Annotated in this window: 19 protein-coding genes; 10 read left to right on the forward strand and 9 right to left on the reverse strand. The window is 78.4% G+C overall.

The window, feature by feature from the left end; all coding sequences use genetic code 11:
• The 3 genes from BKA21_RS05950 to BKA21_RS05960 all read left to right on the forward strand — a co-directional run bounded on the left by BKA21_RS05950 (position 1) and on the right by BKA21_RS05960 (position 1,596).
• Positions 1 to 543, forward strand: a complete 543-nt coding sequence (locus tag BKA21_RS05950) for a GAF domain-containing protein (protein ID WP_140457407.1) — start codon at positions 1 to 3, stop codon at positions 541 to 543.
• Between the two features lie 97 nt (positions 544 to 640).
• Positions 641 to 868 carry a hypothetical protein gene (locus BKA21_RS05955; RefSeq protein ID WP_140457408.1) on the forward strand — a complete coding sequence of 76 codons (228 nt, stop codon included), beginning with the start codon at positions 641 to 643 and terminating at the stop codon, positions 866 to 868.
• 110 nt (positions 869 to 978) lie between these two features.
• Positions 979 to 1,596 (forward strand): hypothetical protein, encoded by a 618-nt coding sequence (locus BKA21_RS05960; protein ID WP_140457409.1) that lies wholly within the window; start codon positions 979 to 981, stop codon positions 1,594 to 1,596.
• On the opposite strand, the gene BKA21_RS05965 is transcribed toward BKA21_RS05960, so the two are convergent.
• Positions 1,593 to 2,012 carry a hypothetical protein gene (locus BKA21_RS05965; RefSeq protein ID WP_179625320.1) on the reverse strand — a complete coding sequence of 140 codons (420 nt, stop codon included), beginning with the start codon at positions 2,010 to 2,012 and terminating at the stop codon, positions 1,593 to 1,595. The genes BKA21_RS05960 and BKA21_RS05965 overlap by 4 nt on opposite strands.
• Before the next feature lie 116 nt (positions 2,013 to 2,128).
• On the opposite strand from BKA21_RS05965, the gene sftH reads away from it, so the two are divergent.
• A complete protein-coding gene (gene sftH / locus BKA21_RS05970) occupies positions 2,129 to 4,702 on the forward strand; it encodes a DEAD/DEAH box helicase (RefSeq protein ID WP_140457411.1) in 2,574 nt (857 codons plus the stop codon).
• Between the two features lie 97 nt (positions 4,703 to 4,799).
• Here sftH and BKA21_RS05975 read toward each other — a convergent pair whose 3' ends face one another.
• The 8 genes from BKA21_RS05975 to ssd all read right to left on the reverse strand — a co-directional run bounded on the left by BKA21_RS05975 (position 4,800) and on the right by ssd (position 10,501).
• Complete coding sequence (locus BKA21_RS05975) at positions 4,800 to 5,693, reverse strand: PilZ domain-containing protein (protein WP_140457412.1); 894 nt, start codon at positions 5,691 to 5,693, stop codon at positions 4,800 to 4,802.
• Between the two features lie 274 nt (positions 5,694 to 5,967).
• Positions 5,968 to 6,402, reverse strand: a complete 435-nt coding sequence (locus BKA21_RS05980; protein WP_239072733.1) for an Rv3654c family TadE-like protein — start codon at positions 6,400 to 6,402, stop codon at positions 5,968 to 5,970.
• Complete coding sequence (locus tag BKA21_RS05985) at positions 6,399 to 6,710, reverse strand: TadE family type IV pilus minor pilin (RefSeq protein ID WP_239072732.1); 312 nt, start codon at positions 6,708 to 6,710, stop codon at positions 6,399 to 6,401. Before BKA21_RS05985 ends, BKA21_RS05980 begins: the two co-directional genes overlap by 4 nt.
• A 65-nt stretch (positions 6,711 to 6,775) precedes the next feature.
• Entirely contained in the window at positions 6,776 to 6,988 is a 213-nt protein-coding gene (locus tag BKA21_RS05990; protein ID WP_140457415.1) for a DUF4244 domain-containing protein, read from the reverse strand.
• A gap of 165 nt (positions 6,989 to 7,153) precedes the next feature.
• Positions 7,154 to 7,747, reverse strand: coding sequence for a type II secretion system F family protein (locus tag BKA21_RS05995; protein WP_140457416.1), 594 nt, complete (start codon positions 7,745 to 7,747; stop codon positions 7,154 to 7,156).
• A complete protein-coding gene (locus BKA21_RS06000) occupies positions 7,744 to 8,484 on the reverse strand; it encodes a type II secretion system F family protein (RefSeq protein WP_179625321.1) in 741 nt (246 codons plus the stop codon). Before BKA21_RS06000 ends, BKA21_RS05995 begins: the two co-directional genes overlap by 4 nt.
• Before the next feature lie 2 nt (positions 8,485 to 8,486).
• Positions 8,487 to 9,695, reverse strand: coding sequence for a TadA family conjugal transfer-associated ATPase (locus BKA21_RS06005; protein WP_140458330.1), 1,209 nt, complete (start codon positions 9,693 to 9,695; stop codon positions 8,487 to 8,489).
• 44 nt (positions 9,696 to 9,739) lie between these two features.
• Positions 9,740 to 10,501 (reverse strand): septum site-determining protein Ssd, encoded by a 762-nt coding sequence (ssd, locus tag BKA21_RS06010; protein ID WP_140458331.1) that lies wholly within the window; start codon positions 10,499 to 10,501, stop codon positions 9,740 to 9,742.
• Between the two features lie 206 nt (positions 10,502 to 10,707).
• On the opposite strand from ssd, the gene BKA21_RS06015 reads away from it, so the two are divergent.
• The 6 genes from BKA21_RS06015 (at position 10,708) to allB (ending at position 16,574) form a co-directional block, all read left to right on the forward strand.
• On the forward strand, positions 10,708 to 11,784 hold the full coding sequence (locus BKA21_RS06015; protein WP_140457417.1) for an acetamidase/formamidase family protein: 1,077 nt from the start codon (positions 10,708 to 10,710) through the stop codon (positions 11,782 to 11,784).
• Complete coding sequence (locus tag BKA21_RS06020; protein ID WP_140457418.1) at positions 11,781 to 13,334, forward strand: AtzH-like domain-containing protein; 1,554 nt, start codon at positions 11,781 to 11,783, stop codon at positions 13,332 to 13,334. Before BKA21_RS06015 ends, BKA21_RS06020 begins: the two co-directional genes overlap by 4 nt.
• Positions 13,335 to 13,455: 121 nt before the next feature.
• Entirely contained in the window at positions 13,456 to 13,950 is a 495-nt protein-coding gene (gene uraD / locus BKA21_RS06025) for a 2-oxo-4-hydroxy-4-carboxy-5-ureidoimidazoline decarboxylase (protein WP_140457419.1), read from the forward strand.
• A gap of 10 nt (positions 13,951 to 13,960) precedes the next feature.
• The gene (uraH, locus tag BKA21_RS06030; RefSeq protein WP_140457420.1) at positions 13,961 to 14,281 is read left to right on the forward strand and encodes a hydroxyisourate hydrolase; all 321 of its coding nucleotides are present in this window, start codon (positions 13,961 to 13,963) and stop codon (positions 14,279 to 14,281) included.
• Between the two features lie 3 nt (positions 14,282 to 14,284).
• Positions 14,285 to 15,187 (forward strand): factor-independent urate hydroxylase, encoded by a 903-nt coding sequence (gene pucL / locus BKA21_RS06035; protein ID WP_140457421.1) that lies wholly within the window; start codon positions 14,285 to 14,287, stop codon positions 15,185 to 15,187.
• A 4-nt stretch (positions 15,188 to 15,191) separates the two neighbouring features.
• Positions 15,192 to 16,574, forward strand: a complete 1,383-nt coding sequence (gene allB / locus BKA21_RS06040; protein ID WP_140457422.1) for an allantoinase AllB — start codon at positions 15,192 to 15,194, stop codon at positions 16,572 to 16,574.
• The last annotated feature ends 18 nt before the right edge of the window (positions 16,575 to 16,592 follow it).

A 16,592-nucleotide genomic window follows, 5' to 3' on the forward strand; every position in this document is an offset into this window, starting at 1 on the left:
ATGACCACGACGACGGAGCAGGCCACCACGACGGACGCACCCGAGGGGGCCGGGCAGCACGCGCTGGACGTGCTGGACCGGTACGGGCTGCTGCACTCCTTCGACGGGCCCGAGCACGAGGACCTCATCGAGCTGGCGACCGACCTGACCGGTGCCGAGCTGGCCACGATCACGCTGGTCCTGCCCGCGGAGGGCGTGGTCAGGGCGCGGGTGGGCTCGCAGGTCGCGACCATCGACGCGGCGGAGTCGTTCACCGCGGTGACGGTCCGGGACCGCCTGCACCCCACCGTGGTCGGGGACATGACCGCGGACCCGCGGTTCGCCGACAACCCGTACGTCACCGGGCACCACCGGGTCCGGGCGTACATCGGGGTGACCGTCAGCTCGGTCGAGGACGAGCCGATCGCCACGGTCGAGGTCTTCGACACCCGGGTGCGGGAGTGGACCGACCGGCAGGTCCGGCACATGACGATCCTCGGTCGCATGGTCGAGGCGCACTTCGAGCTGCGCCGCCTGCTGCACGAGGCGTTCCAGGGCGACTGACGGCGCGACGCGCACGCGGACGGGCGCTGAACGTCGGCGGAACGCGCGGTGACGACCGTCTTCCGGATCAGGCCCGTGCGCCCCTACCGTGGGCGGCATGGCGTCGTACCGGGTGGTGACCGAGCGGTGGGAGGTGCTGGGCGCACCGTTCGACGCGCCCGACGACCGGTCCGCGTTCGCCCTGCTGCCCGCGCACCTGGAGGTGCCGCCGCCCGCGGCGGCCGCGCTGGTCGGTCTGCAGGTCCAGGTCGGGGCCGGGTGGCTCGACGTGGGCCTGTGGTCCAGGACCTCCCCGGAGGACGACGCCGCACCGGCGACCCGCTGACCGGCCCCGTCGACGGGCCCCGCGCGACCCACTGGCGGCGGGTGCGCCTCCCGCGCTCCGGAACGCTGCGTCCCTGGACCCGGGCGCCAAAGAGTCGCGAGACTCCTGGGGTGGGAGACTCACGCCGGGCGGGGCGACCGTCGTCGGACCCGCCGGGGTGGACGCGCGACGCGGCGACCGCAGCCGCCGCCTACGACGAGCTGCGCCACCGGCTGGGCGAGCGGCTGGTCGAGGCGGAACGCACCTCCGACCACGGCCACGCCCACTGGGACGCCTACCGCCTCGCGAAGAAGGACCCGTCGCTCCACCGCCTGCTGCTCGACGCGCTCCGCGGAGAACCTGACCAGCTCATGGCCCTGGACCCTGTGATCACGTTCGTCGAGGGCGACGACCCGACCCTGGCACGACTGGCGCTCGACGTCCTCGCCCCGGGCAGCAGCGAGCAGCACATGGCCGAGCAGCGCGCCCACGACGTCGCCCTGGTTCGTGCGGCCGCCGCCGGCGAGGCCGGCTCCGGAGGACCGGCCGACACCTGGAGCGCCTGGGCTCAACGCCGAGCCTGCTGCACCGCGACCGACCTTCAGGTCCTCGACCGCCTCGCCTCGGACGGGGTGTCGCGGCACGTGCGCGCCCAGGCCACGCAGCGCGCGCGCAGACTCCGGAAGGAGCTGGCAACGGAGCGCCGGAACGAGACGGAGGCCACCATCCCCCGGAGCGGCACGCCCTAGGGGTCGAGCGCCCACGCGGCGAGGGCGAGGGCCGGGACGACGACCGCCGCGGCGACGAGCCGACGGGCCAGCAGCGCGTGCGTGAGCGTCCCGCGCGTGCGGGAGGTCCGCAGGAACGCGACTTCCCTGCAGGTGAGCCCGAGCACGAGCGCACCGGCCGCGACCGCCGCGGGGTGCACGGCGCCGCTGCCGTCGAGGTGCGCGCCGAGCGACCACGCGGCCGCGACGGCGAGGAGCAGCACCCACAGACCGACGAGCGGCCCGTCACCCACGACGCGGGCCCACGGTCGCTGCGCGGGCGGCCCGGACCCGCCGTCGTGGTCGTCCGCCCGGGCCTCCGCCGCCCCGCGCAGACCCCAGCCGACGGCGACCAGCAGCGCGGCGGCGACCGCCACGACGGTCCTCAGCACGGCCACCCCGCCCTCGTGGGTCCGGCTCGCGGCGCACGGTCGGCGCCGACACCCCCATCCTGGCGCGGCGTGCGGCGGGCGTCGTCGTCCTCAGGGAGGACGCACGGTGCGATGATGCGGCGGTGGGTCCCGGTGAGCTGCTCGACGTGCTGGCGGCGGGCGGGCGCCTCGCGGAGCGGGCCACGCACGTGCGGCACCTGCCGCCGCGCGCCGGGACGCACGGGGACTGGCCCGCGTGGGCGGACCCGGACCTCGTCCGCGGGTACCGGGCGCTCGGGGTCGACCGGCCGTGGGCGCACCAGGTCGACGCCGCCGAGGCCGTGCACGCCGGCCGGCACACGGTGCTCGCGACCTCGACGGGCTCGGGCAAGTCGCTCGCGTACTGGCTGCCCGCGCTGACGACGGTGCGGGCGGCACGCGCGGGCGCCGTGCTGGACCCGGGGCGCATCGAGTCGGCCCGTCGTCGCCCGACCGTGCTGTACCTGAGCCCCACCAAGGCCCTGGCCGCCGACCAGCTGGCGTCGGTGGAGCGCCTGCTGGCCGCGTCGGGGGTGCGCGACGTGCGGGTCGCCACGTGCGACGGCGACACGTCGCGCGACGAGCGCCGGTGGGTGCGCGAGCACGCGGACGTCGTGCTGACCAACCCCGACCTGCTGCACCACGCGGTGCTGCCGCAGCACCGCACGTGGTCACGGCTCGTGGGGTCGCTCGCCTACGTGGTCGTGGACGAGTGCCACGCGTTCCGCGGGGTGTTCGGCGCGCACGTCGGGCTCGTGCTGCGGCGGCTGCGGCGGGTGGCGGCGAGCTACGGCGCCGCACCCGTCATGGTGATGGCGTCCGCGACGACCGGGGACCCGGCCACCAGCGCGGCCCGGCTCGTCGGCGTCCCGGCGCACGAGGTGCACGCGGTGACCGCCGACGCGTCCCCGGCCGGGCGCAAGACGTTCGTGCTGTGGCAGCCGCCCGAGCTGCCCGGCGGTGACGGCCCGTGGTCGGCGCTCGTCCCCGACGACGACCCGTGGGCGAGCGTCCTGCTGGTCCCGGCTCGTGGCGACACCGGGGTCGGTGCGGCCGACCCCGCCGGTGACGAGCCCGCCGAGCACGGCCCGCGCGACCCGGACGCCGCGGGTGGGCCCCGGGAGCCGGTGCCCCCCGAGGGTTCGGGGCCGCAGGGCACCGGCGAGCGGCTCGTCGCCGTGCGCACCGACCGGCCGCGGCGCACGGCGACCGCCGAGGTCGCGGACCTGCTGGCCGACCTCGTCGCAGCCGGGGCCCGCGTGCTGGCGTTCACGCGGTCGCGACGCGGGGCGGAGTCGGTCGCGACGACCACGCAGGCGCACCTGGCCGCGGTGCACCCCGCGCTCGTGGACCAGGTGCAGGCGTACCGCGGCGGGTACCTGCCCGAGGAGCGCCGGGCCCTGGAGCAGGCGGTGCGCAGCGGCGAGGTCCGCGGGCTCGCCACGACGAGCGCGCTGGAGCTGGGGGTGGACATCTCCGGGCTCGACGCCGTGCTGGTGGCGGGCTGGCCGGGCACCCGGGTGTCGCTGTGGCAGCAGGCCGGGCGGGCGGGACGCGCCGGTGCCGACGGGCTGGTGGTGCTCGTGGCCCGGGAGGACCCGCTCGACACGTTCCTCGTGCACCACCCGGCGGCGGTGCTCGACGCACCCGTCGAGGCGACGGTCTTCGACACCGGCAACCCGTACGTGCTGGCGCCGCACCTGTGCGCGGCGGCCGCGGAGGTGCCGCTGCGTGCGGAGGAGCTGGACCTGTTCGGGCCGCGCGCCCCCGCGCTGCTCGACGAGCTCACGCAGCGGGGGGTGCTGCGGCGCCGGGCGTCGGGCTGGTACTGGACGCACGCCGAGCCGGCGAGCAGTCTGACGGACCTGCGCGGGTCGGGCGGGCAGCCCGTGCGCGTGGTCGAGACGGCGACGGGCCGCCTGCTGGGCACCGTCGACGCCGCGTCGGCGGACGCGACCGTGCACCCCGGCGCGGTGTACGTGCACCAGGGCCGCACGTTCGTCGTGGACGAGCTGCACCTGGAGGACGCGGTGGCGCTGGCCACGGCACGGGACGTGGACCACGGCACGTGGGCGCGGTGGGTGACGTCGACGTCCGTCGTGGACGTCGAGCAGGAGGTCTCCTGGGGGCCGGTGACGTGGGCCACGGGGCAGGTGGACGTGACCACGCAGGTGCTGGGCTACCAGCGCAGGCGCCTGCCGGACCTGCAGGTGCTGGGGACGCACGAGCTGGACCTGCCGGCGCGGACCCTGCGCACGGCCGCCGTGTGGTGGACGGCCCCGGCGGCGGTGCTCGCGGAGGCGGGTGTGACGCTGGAGGCCGCACCGGGGGCGCTGCACGCGGCCGAGCACGCGTCGATCGGCCTGCTGCCGCTGCTGGCGACGTGCGACCGGTGGGACCTGGGCGGCCTGTCGACGCTCGCGCACGTGGACACCGGGCACGCCACGGTGTTCGTGCACGACGGGCACCCCGGGGGCGCGGGGTTCGCCGCGCGCGGGTTCTCGCTCGGCCCGACGTGGTTGGCGGCGACGCGCGACGCGATCGCCGCGTGCCCGTGCGCGAGCGGCTGCCCCGCGTGCGTGCAGTCGCCCAAGTGCGGCAACGGCAACGACCCGCTCGACAAGCACGCGGCGCTGCGGCTGCTCACCGCCGTGCTCGCGCACGCCCCGGCGGGCTGACGCAGCACCGCGCGGCACCTCGCACAGGGGGGTTGCGAGGTGCCGCGCGGCGGTCGTGCCCGGGCCGACGTGCTGGGGGTTCGTCGGCCCGGTGGTCTCAGCGGTCGCGGGTGCGGCGCATCCGGATCTGCTCGGCGAAGATCGCGCGACGCAGGGCAGGGCCGGCCTCGTCGGGGTCGACGAAGCGGATGGCGGTGCTCCACCGCGAGGCGGCGCTCTCCCGCGTCCGCACGTGCGGCACGACGGCGGGGACGTCGGTCGTCCCGGCGTCGGCGTCGGTGCCGGACCCGTCGTGGTCGGACCCGTCGTGGTCGTGCCCGCCGTGGTCGTGGCGGTCGGACCCGTCGTCGACGACCCGGGCGCCGGGCACGCGGGCCTTGCGCCGGTCCACCCACGGCGCGGCGCGCACGACGCGGGCGGCCAGCCGGAACTGGGCCTCGCCGAACGCGAACGTCACCGTGACCGGGTGGTCGTCGGGGAGGCGGTCGTGCAGCACGCAGCGCAGCCCGCCCTCGGACAGGTCGATGGTCATGCCGTCGGCGACGGGGTGCCGGGGCGTCATGGCGTCCTCCGGGCGCGTCTCGACGCTCACGGGCAGCCCGACGGGCACGCGCACGAACTGGCGGCGCTGCAGCCGGGTCGCGGAGCCGACGACGACGAGCCGCCACCCCCGGACGCCCTCGGCGACCCGGTCGATGCGGGCGAACGTCACGGGGAGCTCGAGCACGCCGCGCTCGGTCGGCCAGACGAGCGTCATGCGGGCGCCCTCGGCGGGCGGCTCGACGTCACCGCCGTACCAGGGCGGCGACACCAGGACGTGGTGCCGCAGCTCGGACCCGTCGACGACGACCTCGACGTCCTCGACCCGGGTCGGCACGCCCGCGCCGGGCTCCGCGGCGTCCGGGTCCAGGACGACGCGCACACGCTGGTTGACGTGCGGGATGCCTGCCGCGGCCTCGACGACCTCGCGCTCCATCTCCGTGATGCTCATCTTCCGGTACCCCCGACCTCGTCTGCTCAGCCATGCCATCGGATCTCCTGAGGCAGTCGTTGAACGGTCCAGCGGGCGAAGCCGGGCGATCGTCCAGTTCGGTGGGTGCAAGCACCCAGCGCCGCCACCCGATCGGCAGCACCCGAGCACTGTCCCGCGTCCCGGAGGTGGCCGCGAGGTGGCAGGCGGGTGACGTCGCGGGCGGTTCGGCCGTCCGCGTGACGGCCCGGCCGCGCCGCTGCCGCCACCCGTCCTGCCGCGCTCGAGCGCCTGGTCACGGGTCCCTCGCCGTGGCCGGTCCCGCGCGCGCGGCGGCCCGTGCGTCGCCGACCGTCGACGCCACCCGGACGGCGACGTCCACGACCCCGGGACCCGTGACCGTGCAGGACCCGAGGTCGGCGCCGTTGCGGGCGGCGACCTCCGCGGCCCGCGCGCACGGGTCGACGGCCGCGACGGGCGACGTCGCCGCCGCGGCGGCGGCGAGCGCGGCCAGGTCCGCGGCCGTCCGGGCCCGGCCGCGCGCGTCGTACGCACCGGCGACGAGCCCGACGGCGAGGAGCAGCGCACCCGCCGCGGCGACCACGCCGAGGACGAGGACGGAACCCGCACCACGGTCGCCCGCCGCGCCGCGGCCGACGACCCCGCCCCGGCCGACCACCGCCCCGCGAGCGGCCCCGCCACCGCGCCCGGTCGGGGTCGGCGCGGTCACGGCTCGACCCGGGCGGTCGCGTCGGCCCTGACCTCGACACCCGCGGCCCATCCCGTCAGCGCGGACGTGACCGTCACGGTGACCCAGTCGCCGTCCCGCCGCACCCCGACCTGCGCGGCGCGCCCGCCGAGCACGGTACGGGCCGCCTCGACGACCGCCGCGTCCGGCTCGTGCAGGGCGGCGACGCGGGCGGCGGTGCGCGCGGCGTCCTCGGCCCGCAGCCGGGTGACCGAGGCGGCACCGAGCGTCAGCACAGCGACCAGGACCACCGCGACGGCGACCATGCCGATCGCGAGCTCGGCGGTCACGGCACCGCGGTCCCCCGCGGGCGCACCGCCGGTGCGGCCGACCGGGCGACCGCGGCGCCGCCCGCTCATCCGCCGAGCGCCTGACGGACGATCCCCAGCAGCAGGCCCTTGACCTCGTTGCCCTTGAGGATCACCACGAGCAGGCCCGCGAACCCCACCGCCGCGAGCGTGGCGATCGCGTACTCCGCGGTCGCCATGCCCGCGTCGCGCGTCCCCGTGCGCACGCGCGCCGCGACCGTCGCCGTCAGGCGCCGCACCTGCTGCATCCGTCGTGCCATGTCGTTCCTCCCGTGCCCGCGCCGACCGGCGGGGCGTCCGTCCCGCCGCCCTGGTGGCCGCGGGTCCGGTCCGAGCCTGCGGGGCGCGGCACCGCCCGGTCCGGGGCCCGCACTGCTCCGGCGGGGTCGGCTCGCGCGGGTGCGGCTGTGGACGGCTCGTCGGGCTCACCCGAGCACGTCGCCCGCGAGCGCGACCACCACCGGGACGAGGCCGAGCAGCACGAACGCGGGCAGGAAGCACGCGCCGAGGGGCAGGGTCAGCCGTGCGCCGAGGGCGCCGCACGCCGCGCGGACCGCGGAGCGGCGCTCGCGGCGCACCACGTCGGCCGCGGCCCGCAGCTGTGGCCCGGGGGCCGCACCGGCGGTCCAGCCGACGTGCAGCGCGGCGCCGACCGCGGCCGTCGCAGGGGGCGCGCCGGCCCACGCGGCACCCCAGTCGGCACCGAGGTCGAGGGCCGCACCGGCGCGGGCGAGGCCCTCGCCCTCCGCGCCGCCGAGGGCCTCCCCGACGACGACGAGGGCGCGCGGCACGGGGGCTCCGGAGCGCACGGCGGCCGCGCACAGCTCGAGCACCAGGGCGGGGTCGAGCACGCCCGCCGGGTCGTCGCCGGGGCGTGGCGTCCCAGGCCGCCCCGGTGCGGTGCGGCGGCCGCCGCCCGGTGCAGGACCTGCCAGGTGGGCCCCGCGACGCAGGGCCCAGGGTCCCCGGGCGGCGAGCAGCAGGACGAGGACGAGGACGGTGACCGCGGCGGGGCTCATGCCGTGCGCGCCGGGCCACGGGCAGCACCGGGACCGGTGCCGCGGGCGGTGCCGCGCGGGCCGCCGGCGTCGCGGGCCGGGCGCGGGGTCCCGGCGTCGCGGGCCCGGGCCAGGAGGGCAGCGACCCAGGCGCGCCCGGCCAGGACGAGCCCGAGGCCGAGCACGAGCGCCGCGGTGCCGATCCCGCCGTCGAGGAGGACCCGCCACGGCTGCGCGCCGAGGAGGGCGCCGAGCCCGACCCCGGCGAGCGGCAGCCACAGGAGCACCCGGGCGGTGGCTCGCGGACCGGCGAGGGCGGCCTCCACGTCGGCGGTGTGCTCGGCGTCGGTGGTGGCGGCGGTCGCGAGGTCCTCGAGGACGTCGGCGAGCGGCGCACCGAGCTCGACGGCGACCCGGGCGCCGGCGACGACGGCCTGCACCCGGCCCACCAGCCGGGGGTCGGGGCGCCGGCGCCCCGGGGCGACCCGCCCGAGCAGGTCCGCGGGGCGGGGCAGGGCGCCGGGGACGTCGACGCCCAGCACGTCCGACCACGCGGCACCGGCGGGCGCCCCGGAGCGCAGGCGCGCGGCGACGGCCAGCAGCAGCCCGGGCAGGTCGTCCGCCGCGCCGGGCCGTCGGCGCAGCGGACGAGCCGCCCGCGTGCGCCCGCCGTCGGCACCGCGCGCGGGGTGCAGCGGGCGGCCGGGCGGCCCGGTCGCGAGCAGCGCGGCGAGGAGCACGCCGAGCGCGACGAGCACGCTCACGACGGTGCCGGCAGGTCGAGGCGGCGGGCGAGCGACGCCCACCCCGGGCCGCGCCGCAGCGCCCCCGTCCCGTCGGCGTGCACCGCGGTGCGCACGACCAGCCGGTCGGCGTCGTCCCGGCCGACGACGCCGACCTCGGCGAGGTACCGGCGCCCGCCGGGTCCGCGCTCGCGCCGCAGGTGCAGCACGGCGTCGACGGCGCTGGCGGCCTGCGCGGCGACGGCCTCCCGGCCCATGCCCGCGAGCGCGGCCATGGCCTCCAGGCGGGCGGGCACGTCGGCGGCGGTGTTGGCGTGCAGGGTCGCGCAGCCGCCCTCGTGGCCGGTGTTGAGGGCGGCGAGGACCTCGCGGACCTCGGCGCCGCGGCACTCGCCGAGCACGAGCCGGTCGGGGCGCATCCGCAGGGCCTCGCGGACGAGGTCGGCCAGCCCGACGGCGCCGGCGCCGTCGACGTTGGCGCGGCGTGCGGTCAGGCGCACGACGTGCGGGTGCGTGGGGACCATCTCGCCGGACTCCTCGACGAGCACGATGCGCTCGTCGGCGGGGACGAGGGAGAGCATGGCCGCGAGCAGGGTCGTCTTGCCGGCACCGGTGGAGCCGGAGACGAGGACGTTGGCGCGGGTGGTGACGAGGCCCGCGACGACGGGGGCGAGCGCGGGGGCGACGGACCCGGCGGCGACGAGCTCGGCCAGCGTGAACGCCCGGGGGCGCACGACCCGCAGGCTGAGCACGGCGCTGGTCTCGGCGAGCGGCGGGAGCACGGCGTGCAGGCGGGTGCCGTCGGGCAGCCGCGCGTCGACCGTGGGGCTGGCGTCGTCGAGGCGGCGGCCCGCGGCGGCGGCCAGCCGCACGGCCAGGGCCCGCACGGCCTCGGGCGTCCCCAGGTCGGTGTCGACCCGGCCGAGGACGCCGTCGACCTCGGCCCACACGGCGTGGGGGCCGTTGACGAGCACGTCGGTGACGCGCGGGTCGTCGAGCCAGCGCTGCAGCGGGCCCGCGCCGAGCAGCTCGTCGTGCGCGGTGCGGGTGGCGGCCGCGAGCGCGTCGGGGCCGAGCAGGGCTCCGGCGGCGCGCAGTGCGGCCTCGACGTGCGCGGTGAGACCGCCCGGGCCGGGCGTGCCGCCGGTGCGCAGCGCGTCGCGCACGGCGCGCAGGACCCCGGGGTCGACGGGACGGCGCGGTGGTGCGGCGCAGGTGTGCCGCACGGGTCCGGGGCGTGCCACGGCCGGGACGAGGGCGCCGGACGGCGTCACCACCGGCCGACCCCGAGGCGCCGGGCCACGACGAGGGCCGCCCGGTGGGCGGGGCCGCGGCCGGCGGGTCCGGTGCGCTCGGCGCGGGCGGCCACCGCACGGTCGGCGGGCCCGGACGTCCACACGTCCACGCCCGTGGTGGTCGCGACGTCGGCGGCGCCGAGCCCGCCGGGCGCGGGGCCGCGCAGGACGAGGCCCACCTGGGCGCCGGACGCGTCGAGCTGGGGGCGCAGGGCGAGGGTGCCGGCGACGCAGCGCAGGTCGCGCCGGGCCACGACGACCACGGCGTCGCACGCGGGCAGCGGGGCCTGCCCGTCGACGACGTCGGTGCGGTCGAGGTCGAGCACGACGGCCCCGGCCGTGCAGGCGAGGGCGTGCAGCACGTCGACGCGCACCGCGGGGTCGACGGGCTCGGGGCGGGTGCGGTCGGCGGAGAGCACGGCGCACGCGTCCCAGCGCGGCAGCAGCGCGAGCACGTCGGCCCCCGGCACGTCGCCGCCCGCGCCGCGCAGGTCGGGCCAGCGGGCGCCGTCGGCGTCCTCGAGGCCGAGGAGCACGTCGACGCCCGCCCCGCCGCGGTCGAGGTCGACGAGCACGGTCGCGGTGCTGCGCGCGAGCGTGCGGGCGAGCAGCGCCGCGAACGTCGACGCCCCGACCCCTCCGCCGGCCCCGACCACGCCGACGACGAGCGCGCGCCCGGGCGCCGGCTGCCCGGTCCCCCACGGTCCGGCGGCCCACTGCTCGACACCTGGCTGCACCACGCCTCCCGACCCGGCGGCGGGGCACGGCCGGGCGACCGCGCCGGCCGACCGGCGACGTCCGACCCTGCCTCCCCCCGCTCGTCCCCCGCCGCGGCCCCGCGGAGCGGTGCGGACGGACGGGGCCCGCAGCGGGCTGTGGGCGGTTCGCCGCACGCCCGGGACCCGCAACACCGCCGTCACGACCGGCCGCTACGGTCGGGCGCATGCTGCTCGACCCCGGCACGGGCCCCGTGCGCGCCGCGACCTACCTGCCGTCGACCCCCGACCACGTGCTGTGGGGGCGGCTGCCGTGCGCGGCGGACGCCCCGGTGCTGACGGTCGACCCGGGCACGGAGGTCACGGTCGACACGCTCAGCCACGAGGGTCTGCTGGAGGACCAGGGGCGCGACCCGCGCGCGTTCTTCGGCGCGCACGGCCTGACGCACGTGCTGGCCGACGCGGTCGCGCTGGCCGCGTCGGACCACCCGCGCACGCCGGGCGTGGACGGCCCGCACGTGGTCACGGGGCCGATCGCGGTGCGCGGGGCCCGGCCGGGGGACGTGCTGGCGATCACCGTGCTGGAGACCCTGCCGCGCGTGCCGTACGGCGTGATCTCCAACCGGCACGGCCGCGGTGCGCTGCCCGGCGAGATGCCCGAGGGCGGCGTCGACGTGGTGAGCGTGCTCGCCCGCCTGGACGCCTCGGGCACGCGGGCGGTCATGCCGCGCGCCGCGGGCAGCGACCGGACGGTGCAGTTCCCGATCGCCCCGTTCCTGGGGATCATGGGCGTCGCGGTGGCCGGCGACGTGCGCCCGCACTCGGTGCCGCCGGGTGCGCACGGCGGCAACGTCGACATCAACCTGCTGCAGGCCGGCTCCACGCTGTACCTGCCGGTGCAGGTCGACGACGCGCTGGCGTACGTGGGCGACCCGCACTTCGCGCAGGGCGACGGCGAGGTCGCGCTGACGGCGCTGGAGGCGTCGCTGCGGGTGACCCTGCGCCTGGACGTGCTGCCGCGGGCGCAGGCGGTGGAGGCCTTCGGCGAGCTGACCGGCCCGCTGGGGCGCACCGCCGAGCACCTGGTGCCGACGGGCCTGCACGAGGACCTCGACGAGGCCCTGCGCCGCTGCGTGCGGGCCGCGCTGGCGCTGCTGCAGGCCCGATACGGCATGGACCGGGCGCACGCGCTGGCGTACCTGTCGGCCGCGACGGACTTCGACGTCTCGCAGGTGGTCGACCAGGTGACGGGCGTGCACGCCCGGATCCGGCTGGCGGACCTCGAGGACGGGGGTGCGGCATGAGGTCGGACCCGCCCGCGGGCGTCCTGGAGGCGTTCTGGGCGTACGAGCGCGCGCTGGGCACGGACGACCTCGCGGCGCTGGACCGGCTGTTCGCCGACGGCCCGGGCACGCTGCGCGGCGACGCGGCCGGCCTGCTGGTGGGGCACGAGCAGATCGCGGCGTTTCGGGGCACGCGCGGCGGCGCCCCGGCGCGGCGGGTCGTCGAGGTGCACGTGCGGACGGTCGACGACGACCACGCGCTGGTCGTCGCGGTGACCGAGCTCGTCCGCGGCGGACGCGGGCAGCAGACCCAGCTGTGGGAGCGCACGGACGGCCGGTGGGCCGTCGCGGCAGCGCACGTGCACGCGCCCGCACCGGCGTTCGACCCGCGCGTGTGGCGCGTCCTCGGCGACCCCCTGGTGCCCGGCGCCGCGGGCGGTCCCCTGGCCGGGCGGGGCGTCGCGGTCAAGGACCTGTTCGCGGTCGCCGGGCAGCGCGTCGGGGCCGGCACCCCCGCGTGGCTCGCGGACGCGCCGGTCGAGGCAGAGCACGCGCACGTGGTCGCGGCCCTGCTCGGTGCGGGTGCGCACGTGCGCGGCGTCGCCCGCACCGACGAGCTCGCGTACTCCCTCGCGGGCACCAACGCGCACACCGGCGCGCCGCCGAACCCGCGGGCCCCGGGGCGGGTGCCGGGCGGGTCGTCGTCCGGGTCGGCCGCAGCGGTCGCGCTCGGCCAGGCCGACGTGGGCCTGGGCACCGACACGGGCGGGTCGATCCGCGTCCCCGCCTCCTACCAGGGCCTCTTCGGCATCCGCACCACCCACGGCGCGGTCCCGACGACGGGGCTGGTGCCGCTCGCGCCGTCGTTCGACACCGTCGGCTGGCTGACCCGTGACGCGGACCTGCTCGCCGCGGTCGGCGACGTGCTCCTGCCGCCGCGCGGCGGGGCGGCAGGCACGTCGCGGCTGGTCGTCTCGCCCGCGCTCCTGGCCCTCGCGCAGGACGACGTCGCCGCGCGCGTGCGACGGTTCGCGGCCGACGCCGGTGCCGTGCCGACCACCGCCTGGGACGGGGTCGACCTGGCCGCGTGGGCCGAGGTGTTCCGGCTCCGCCAGGCGTGGGAGGCGTGGCGCGCGCACGGCGCCTGGGTCACCGCCCACCCCGGGGCGCTGGGGGCCGACGTCGCGGGCCGGTTCGCGGCCGCGGCGGGCGTCGACGACGCGACGGGCGCCCGCGCGGGCGAGCAGCGCGAGCAGGTGCGGGCCCAGGTGCTCGACCTCGTCGGCGACGACGTCCTCGTGCTGCCGGCGGCCCCGTCCGTCGCGCCCCGCCCGGACCCGGCCGGCCTCGACGCGGTGCGCGCGGCGACCCTGCGGCTCACATGCGTCGCCGGGCTGGGCGGGCTGCCCGCCGTCGTCCTGCCGACGCCCGGACCCACCCCGCCACCGGGCCCGGACGGGGGCACCGGCGGGCGGGCCGACCGGCCCGTGGGCGTCTGCCTCGTCGCCGCCCCGGGGCGCGACCGCGAGCTGCTGGGACTGGCCCGCGACCTCGCCCGCACGACCGGCTGACCCCGGCTGCCTCACGGCAGGGCCCGGGCGCACGCCCGGGCAGGTTTCACGCCGCTGAAACAACCGTTTCCCTCGCCGACACATCGCCCGCCTACGGTCGGCGCGGCGGAGAGGACGTGGGATGCGGCTGGAGGAGTTCAACGCGCTGCCCGAGGAGGCGGCGCAGGCGCTCGTGCGCACGTGCGCGGACGTGCCGTGGTGGGCGCAGGAGGTCGTGGCCGCCCGCCCGTACGGGTCCGTCGAGGACCTGCGGGCGCACGCCCGCGAGCAGGCCGCGGCGTGGGGCGGCACGGACGTCGCGCAGGCGCTGGCGGACCACCCGCGCATCGGTGAGCGGCACCCGGGGGCGGGCGCGTCGGCGGCGCTGTCGACGCGCGAGCAGGCGGGCGTCGACCCGGCCGACGCCGACGTCGCGACCCGGCTCGCCGCGGGCAACCGCGCCTACGAGGAGAAGTTCGGGCGCGTGTTCCTCGTCCGGGCCGCGGGGCGCAGCAGCGACGAGATCCTCGCCCTGCTCGAGCAGCGCCTCACGCACGACCCGCGCACCGAGGTCGAGGTCACCGCCCAGCAGCTGCGCGAGATCGCCGAGCTGCGCCTGGCCGGGCTCGTCACGTGAGGGGGCACCCGTGAGCACCTGCTCGACGCACGTGCTCGACGCGGCCGCGGGGCGCCCCGCCGTCGGCGTCGAGGTCACGCTGCTGGCCGCCGACGGCACCGTCCTGGAGGAGGGCCGCACCGACGACGACGGCCGCCTGCGCTGGGCGACGACGCTGCCCACCGGCACCTACGGCCTGCGCTTCGCCACCGGGGCGTGGTTCGCGCGCGCCGGCGTGCCCACCATCCACGCGGCCGTGCACCTGGAGGTGCACCTGGACGACGCCCAGCCGCACCACCACCTGGCGCTGCTGCTGAGCCCGTTCGCCTACACCACGTACCGAGGGAGCTGACGCATGGCCGTCGGAGACATCGTCCTGGGCCCGAACCAGTACGGGAAGGCCGAGGTGCGGCTGGTCCGCGTCACGCGCGACACCCCCGTGCACGAGATCGAGGACCTCACCGTCACGACGCAGCTGCGCGGGGACTTCACGGACTGCCACACCACGGGCGACAACACGCTCGTGGTGGCGACGGACACGCAGAAGAACACCGTGTACGCGTACGCCAAGGAGCACGGCGTCGGCTCGCCCGAGACGTTCCTGCTGCGGCTGGCCCGGCACTTCGTCGACGACTTCCCGCAGGTGACGGGCGGGCGGTTCGCCGCCGACCAGCACGCGTGGGACCGCATCGCCGTGGACGGCGAGCCGCACGACCACGCGTTCGTGCGCACCGGCCGCGAGACCCGTCGCACGGTCGTGGAGGTCGCCGGCGACGACGCCTGGGTCGTGTCGGGCTTCACCGACGCGACGGTGCTGAAGTCCACCGGGTCGGAGTTCTGGGGCTTCCCGCGCGACCGGTACACCACGCTCGGCGAGACGACGGACCGGATCCTCGCGACGTCGGTGACGGCGTGGTGGCGGTGGACCGGCCCCGACGTCGACTTCGAGGCCCGCTACCCGGTGGTCCGCGACCTGCTGCTCGCGACGTTCGCGCAGGTGCACTCCCTGGCGCTGCAGCACACGATCTTCGAGATGGGCAAGGCCGTGCTGGAGGCGTGCGACGACGTGGCCGAGGTGCGGCTGTCGTGCCCGAACAAGCACCACTTCCTCGTGGACCTCGAGCCCTTCGGGCTGGAGAACCCGAACGAGGTGTTCTACGCCGCGGACCGCCCCTACGGCCTCATCGAGGCGACCGTGCAGCGCGAGGGCGCCGCGCAGGTGCCGCACGTGTGGGCGTCCGTGCCCGGGTTCGTCTGAGCCGATGACGACGACGATGCCGGACCACCCGGTGGCCGCGCCCCCGCCGGGCGACCTCGTGACGGCGGTGCGCGGGCGGCAGGTGCTCGTCGACGGGTCCCTGCGCGCGGCGACGCTGCTCGTGGCCGACGGCCGCGTGGCCGCGGTCGAGCCCTACGACGTCGACGTCGACGGCCCGGTGCTCGACGCGCCGGACCACGCGTGGGTGCTGCCGGGCGTGGTCGACACGCACGTGCACGTCAACGAGCCGGGTCGCACCGCCTGGGAGGGGTTCGCGTCCGCGACGCGGGCGGCGGCCCTCGGCGGGGTGACGACGGTCGTCGACATGCCGCTCAACAGCATCCCGCCGACGACGACGGTGGCCGGGCTGGCGGCCAAGCGCCGCGCGGCGGCCGGCCAGCTGTCGGTCGACGTCGGCCTGTGGGGCGGGGCCGTGCCGGGCAACCTCGACGACCTGGCACCCCTGTGGGACGCCGGGGTCTTCGGCTTCAAGTGCTTCCTGTCGCCGTCGGGCGTGGACGAGTTCGCGCCGCTCGGGCCGGCGGGGTTCACGGCCGCGCTGCGCACGGTCGCGGCGTTCGACGGGCTCGTGATCGTGCACGCGGAGGACCCGGCGGTGCTCGCCGGGTCCCCGGTGCGCGCGGGCGGGGTCTACACCGACTTCGTCGCCTCGCGCCCGCACGAGGCCGAGACGGCGGCGATCGCCCGCGTGGTGGCCGGCGCCCGGGAGACGGGCTGCCGGGTGCACGTGCTGCACCTGTCGAGCGCGCGGGCCCTGAACCTGCTCGCCGACGCCCGCGCGGAGGGGCTGCCGGTCACGGTCGAGACGTGCCCGCACTACCTGACGTTCGACGCCGGGGCGATCCCCGACGCCTCCGCGGCGTACAAGTGCTGCCCGCCGATCCGGGACGCGGGCAACCGCGAGGCCCTGTGGGACGGGCTGCGCGCCGGCGTGATCGACACCGTGGTGACGGACCACTCCCCCGCGACCGCGCAGGAGAAGCTCCGCGGCGACGGCGACCTCCAGCAGGCGTGGGGCGGGGTCGCCGGCCTCCAGGTCGGGTTCCAGGTGGTCGCGCACGAGGCCGCCGCCCGGGGCATCGGCATCGGCGACGTCAGCCGGTGGATGTCGACGGCGACCGCCGACCTCGTCGGCCTGACCCGCAAGGGCCGCCTGGCGGTGGGCGCGGACGCGGACGTCCTCGTCCTCGACCCGCAGGTCCCGCAGCGGGTCGACGCCCACCGGCTGGCGCACCGCAACCCGATCAGCGCCTACGACGGCGTCGAGCTGTCCGCGACCGTCACCGCGACGGTCCTGCGCGGGCGCGTGATCGCCCGCGAGGGCGCGGTCACCGCCGGCACCGGCCGGCTTGTCCCCCGCCCCTGACGCCACCCGCGCGCCCCG

It is taken from the genome of Cellulomonas oligotrophica (assembly GCF_013409875.1).
GTDB lineage: Bacteria > Actinomycetota > Actinomycetes > Actinomycetales > Cellulomonadaceae > Cellulomonas > Cellulomonas oligotrophica.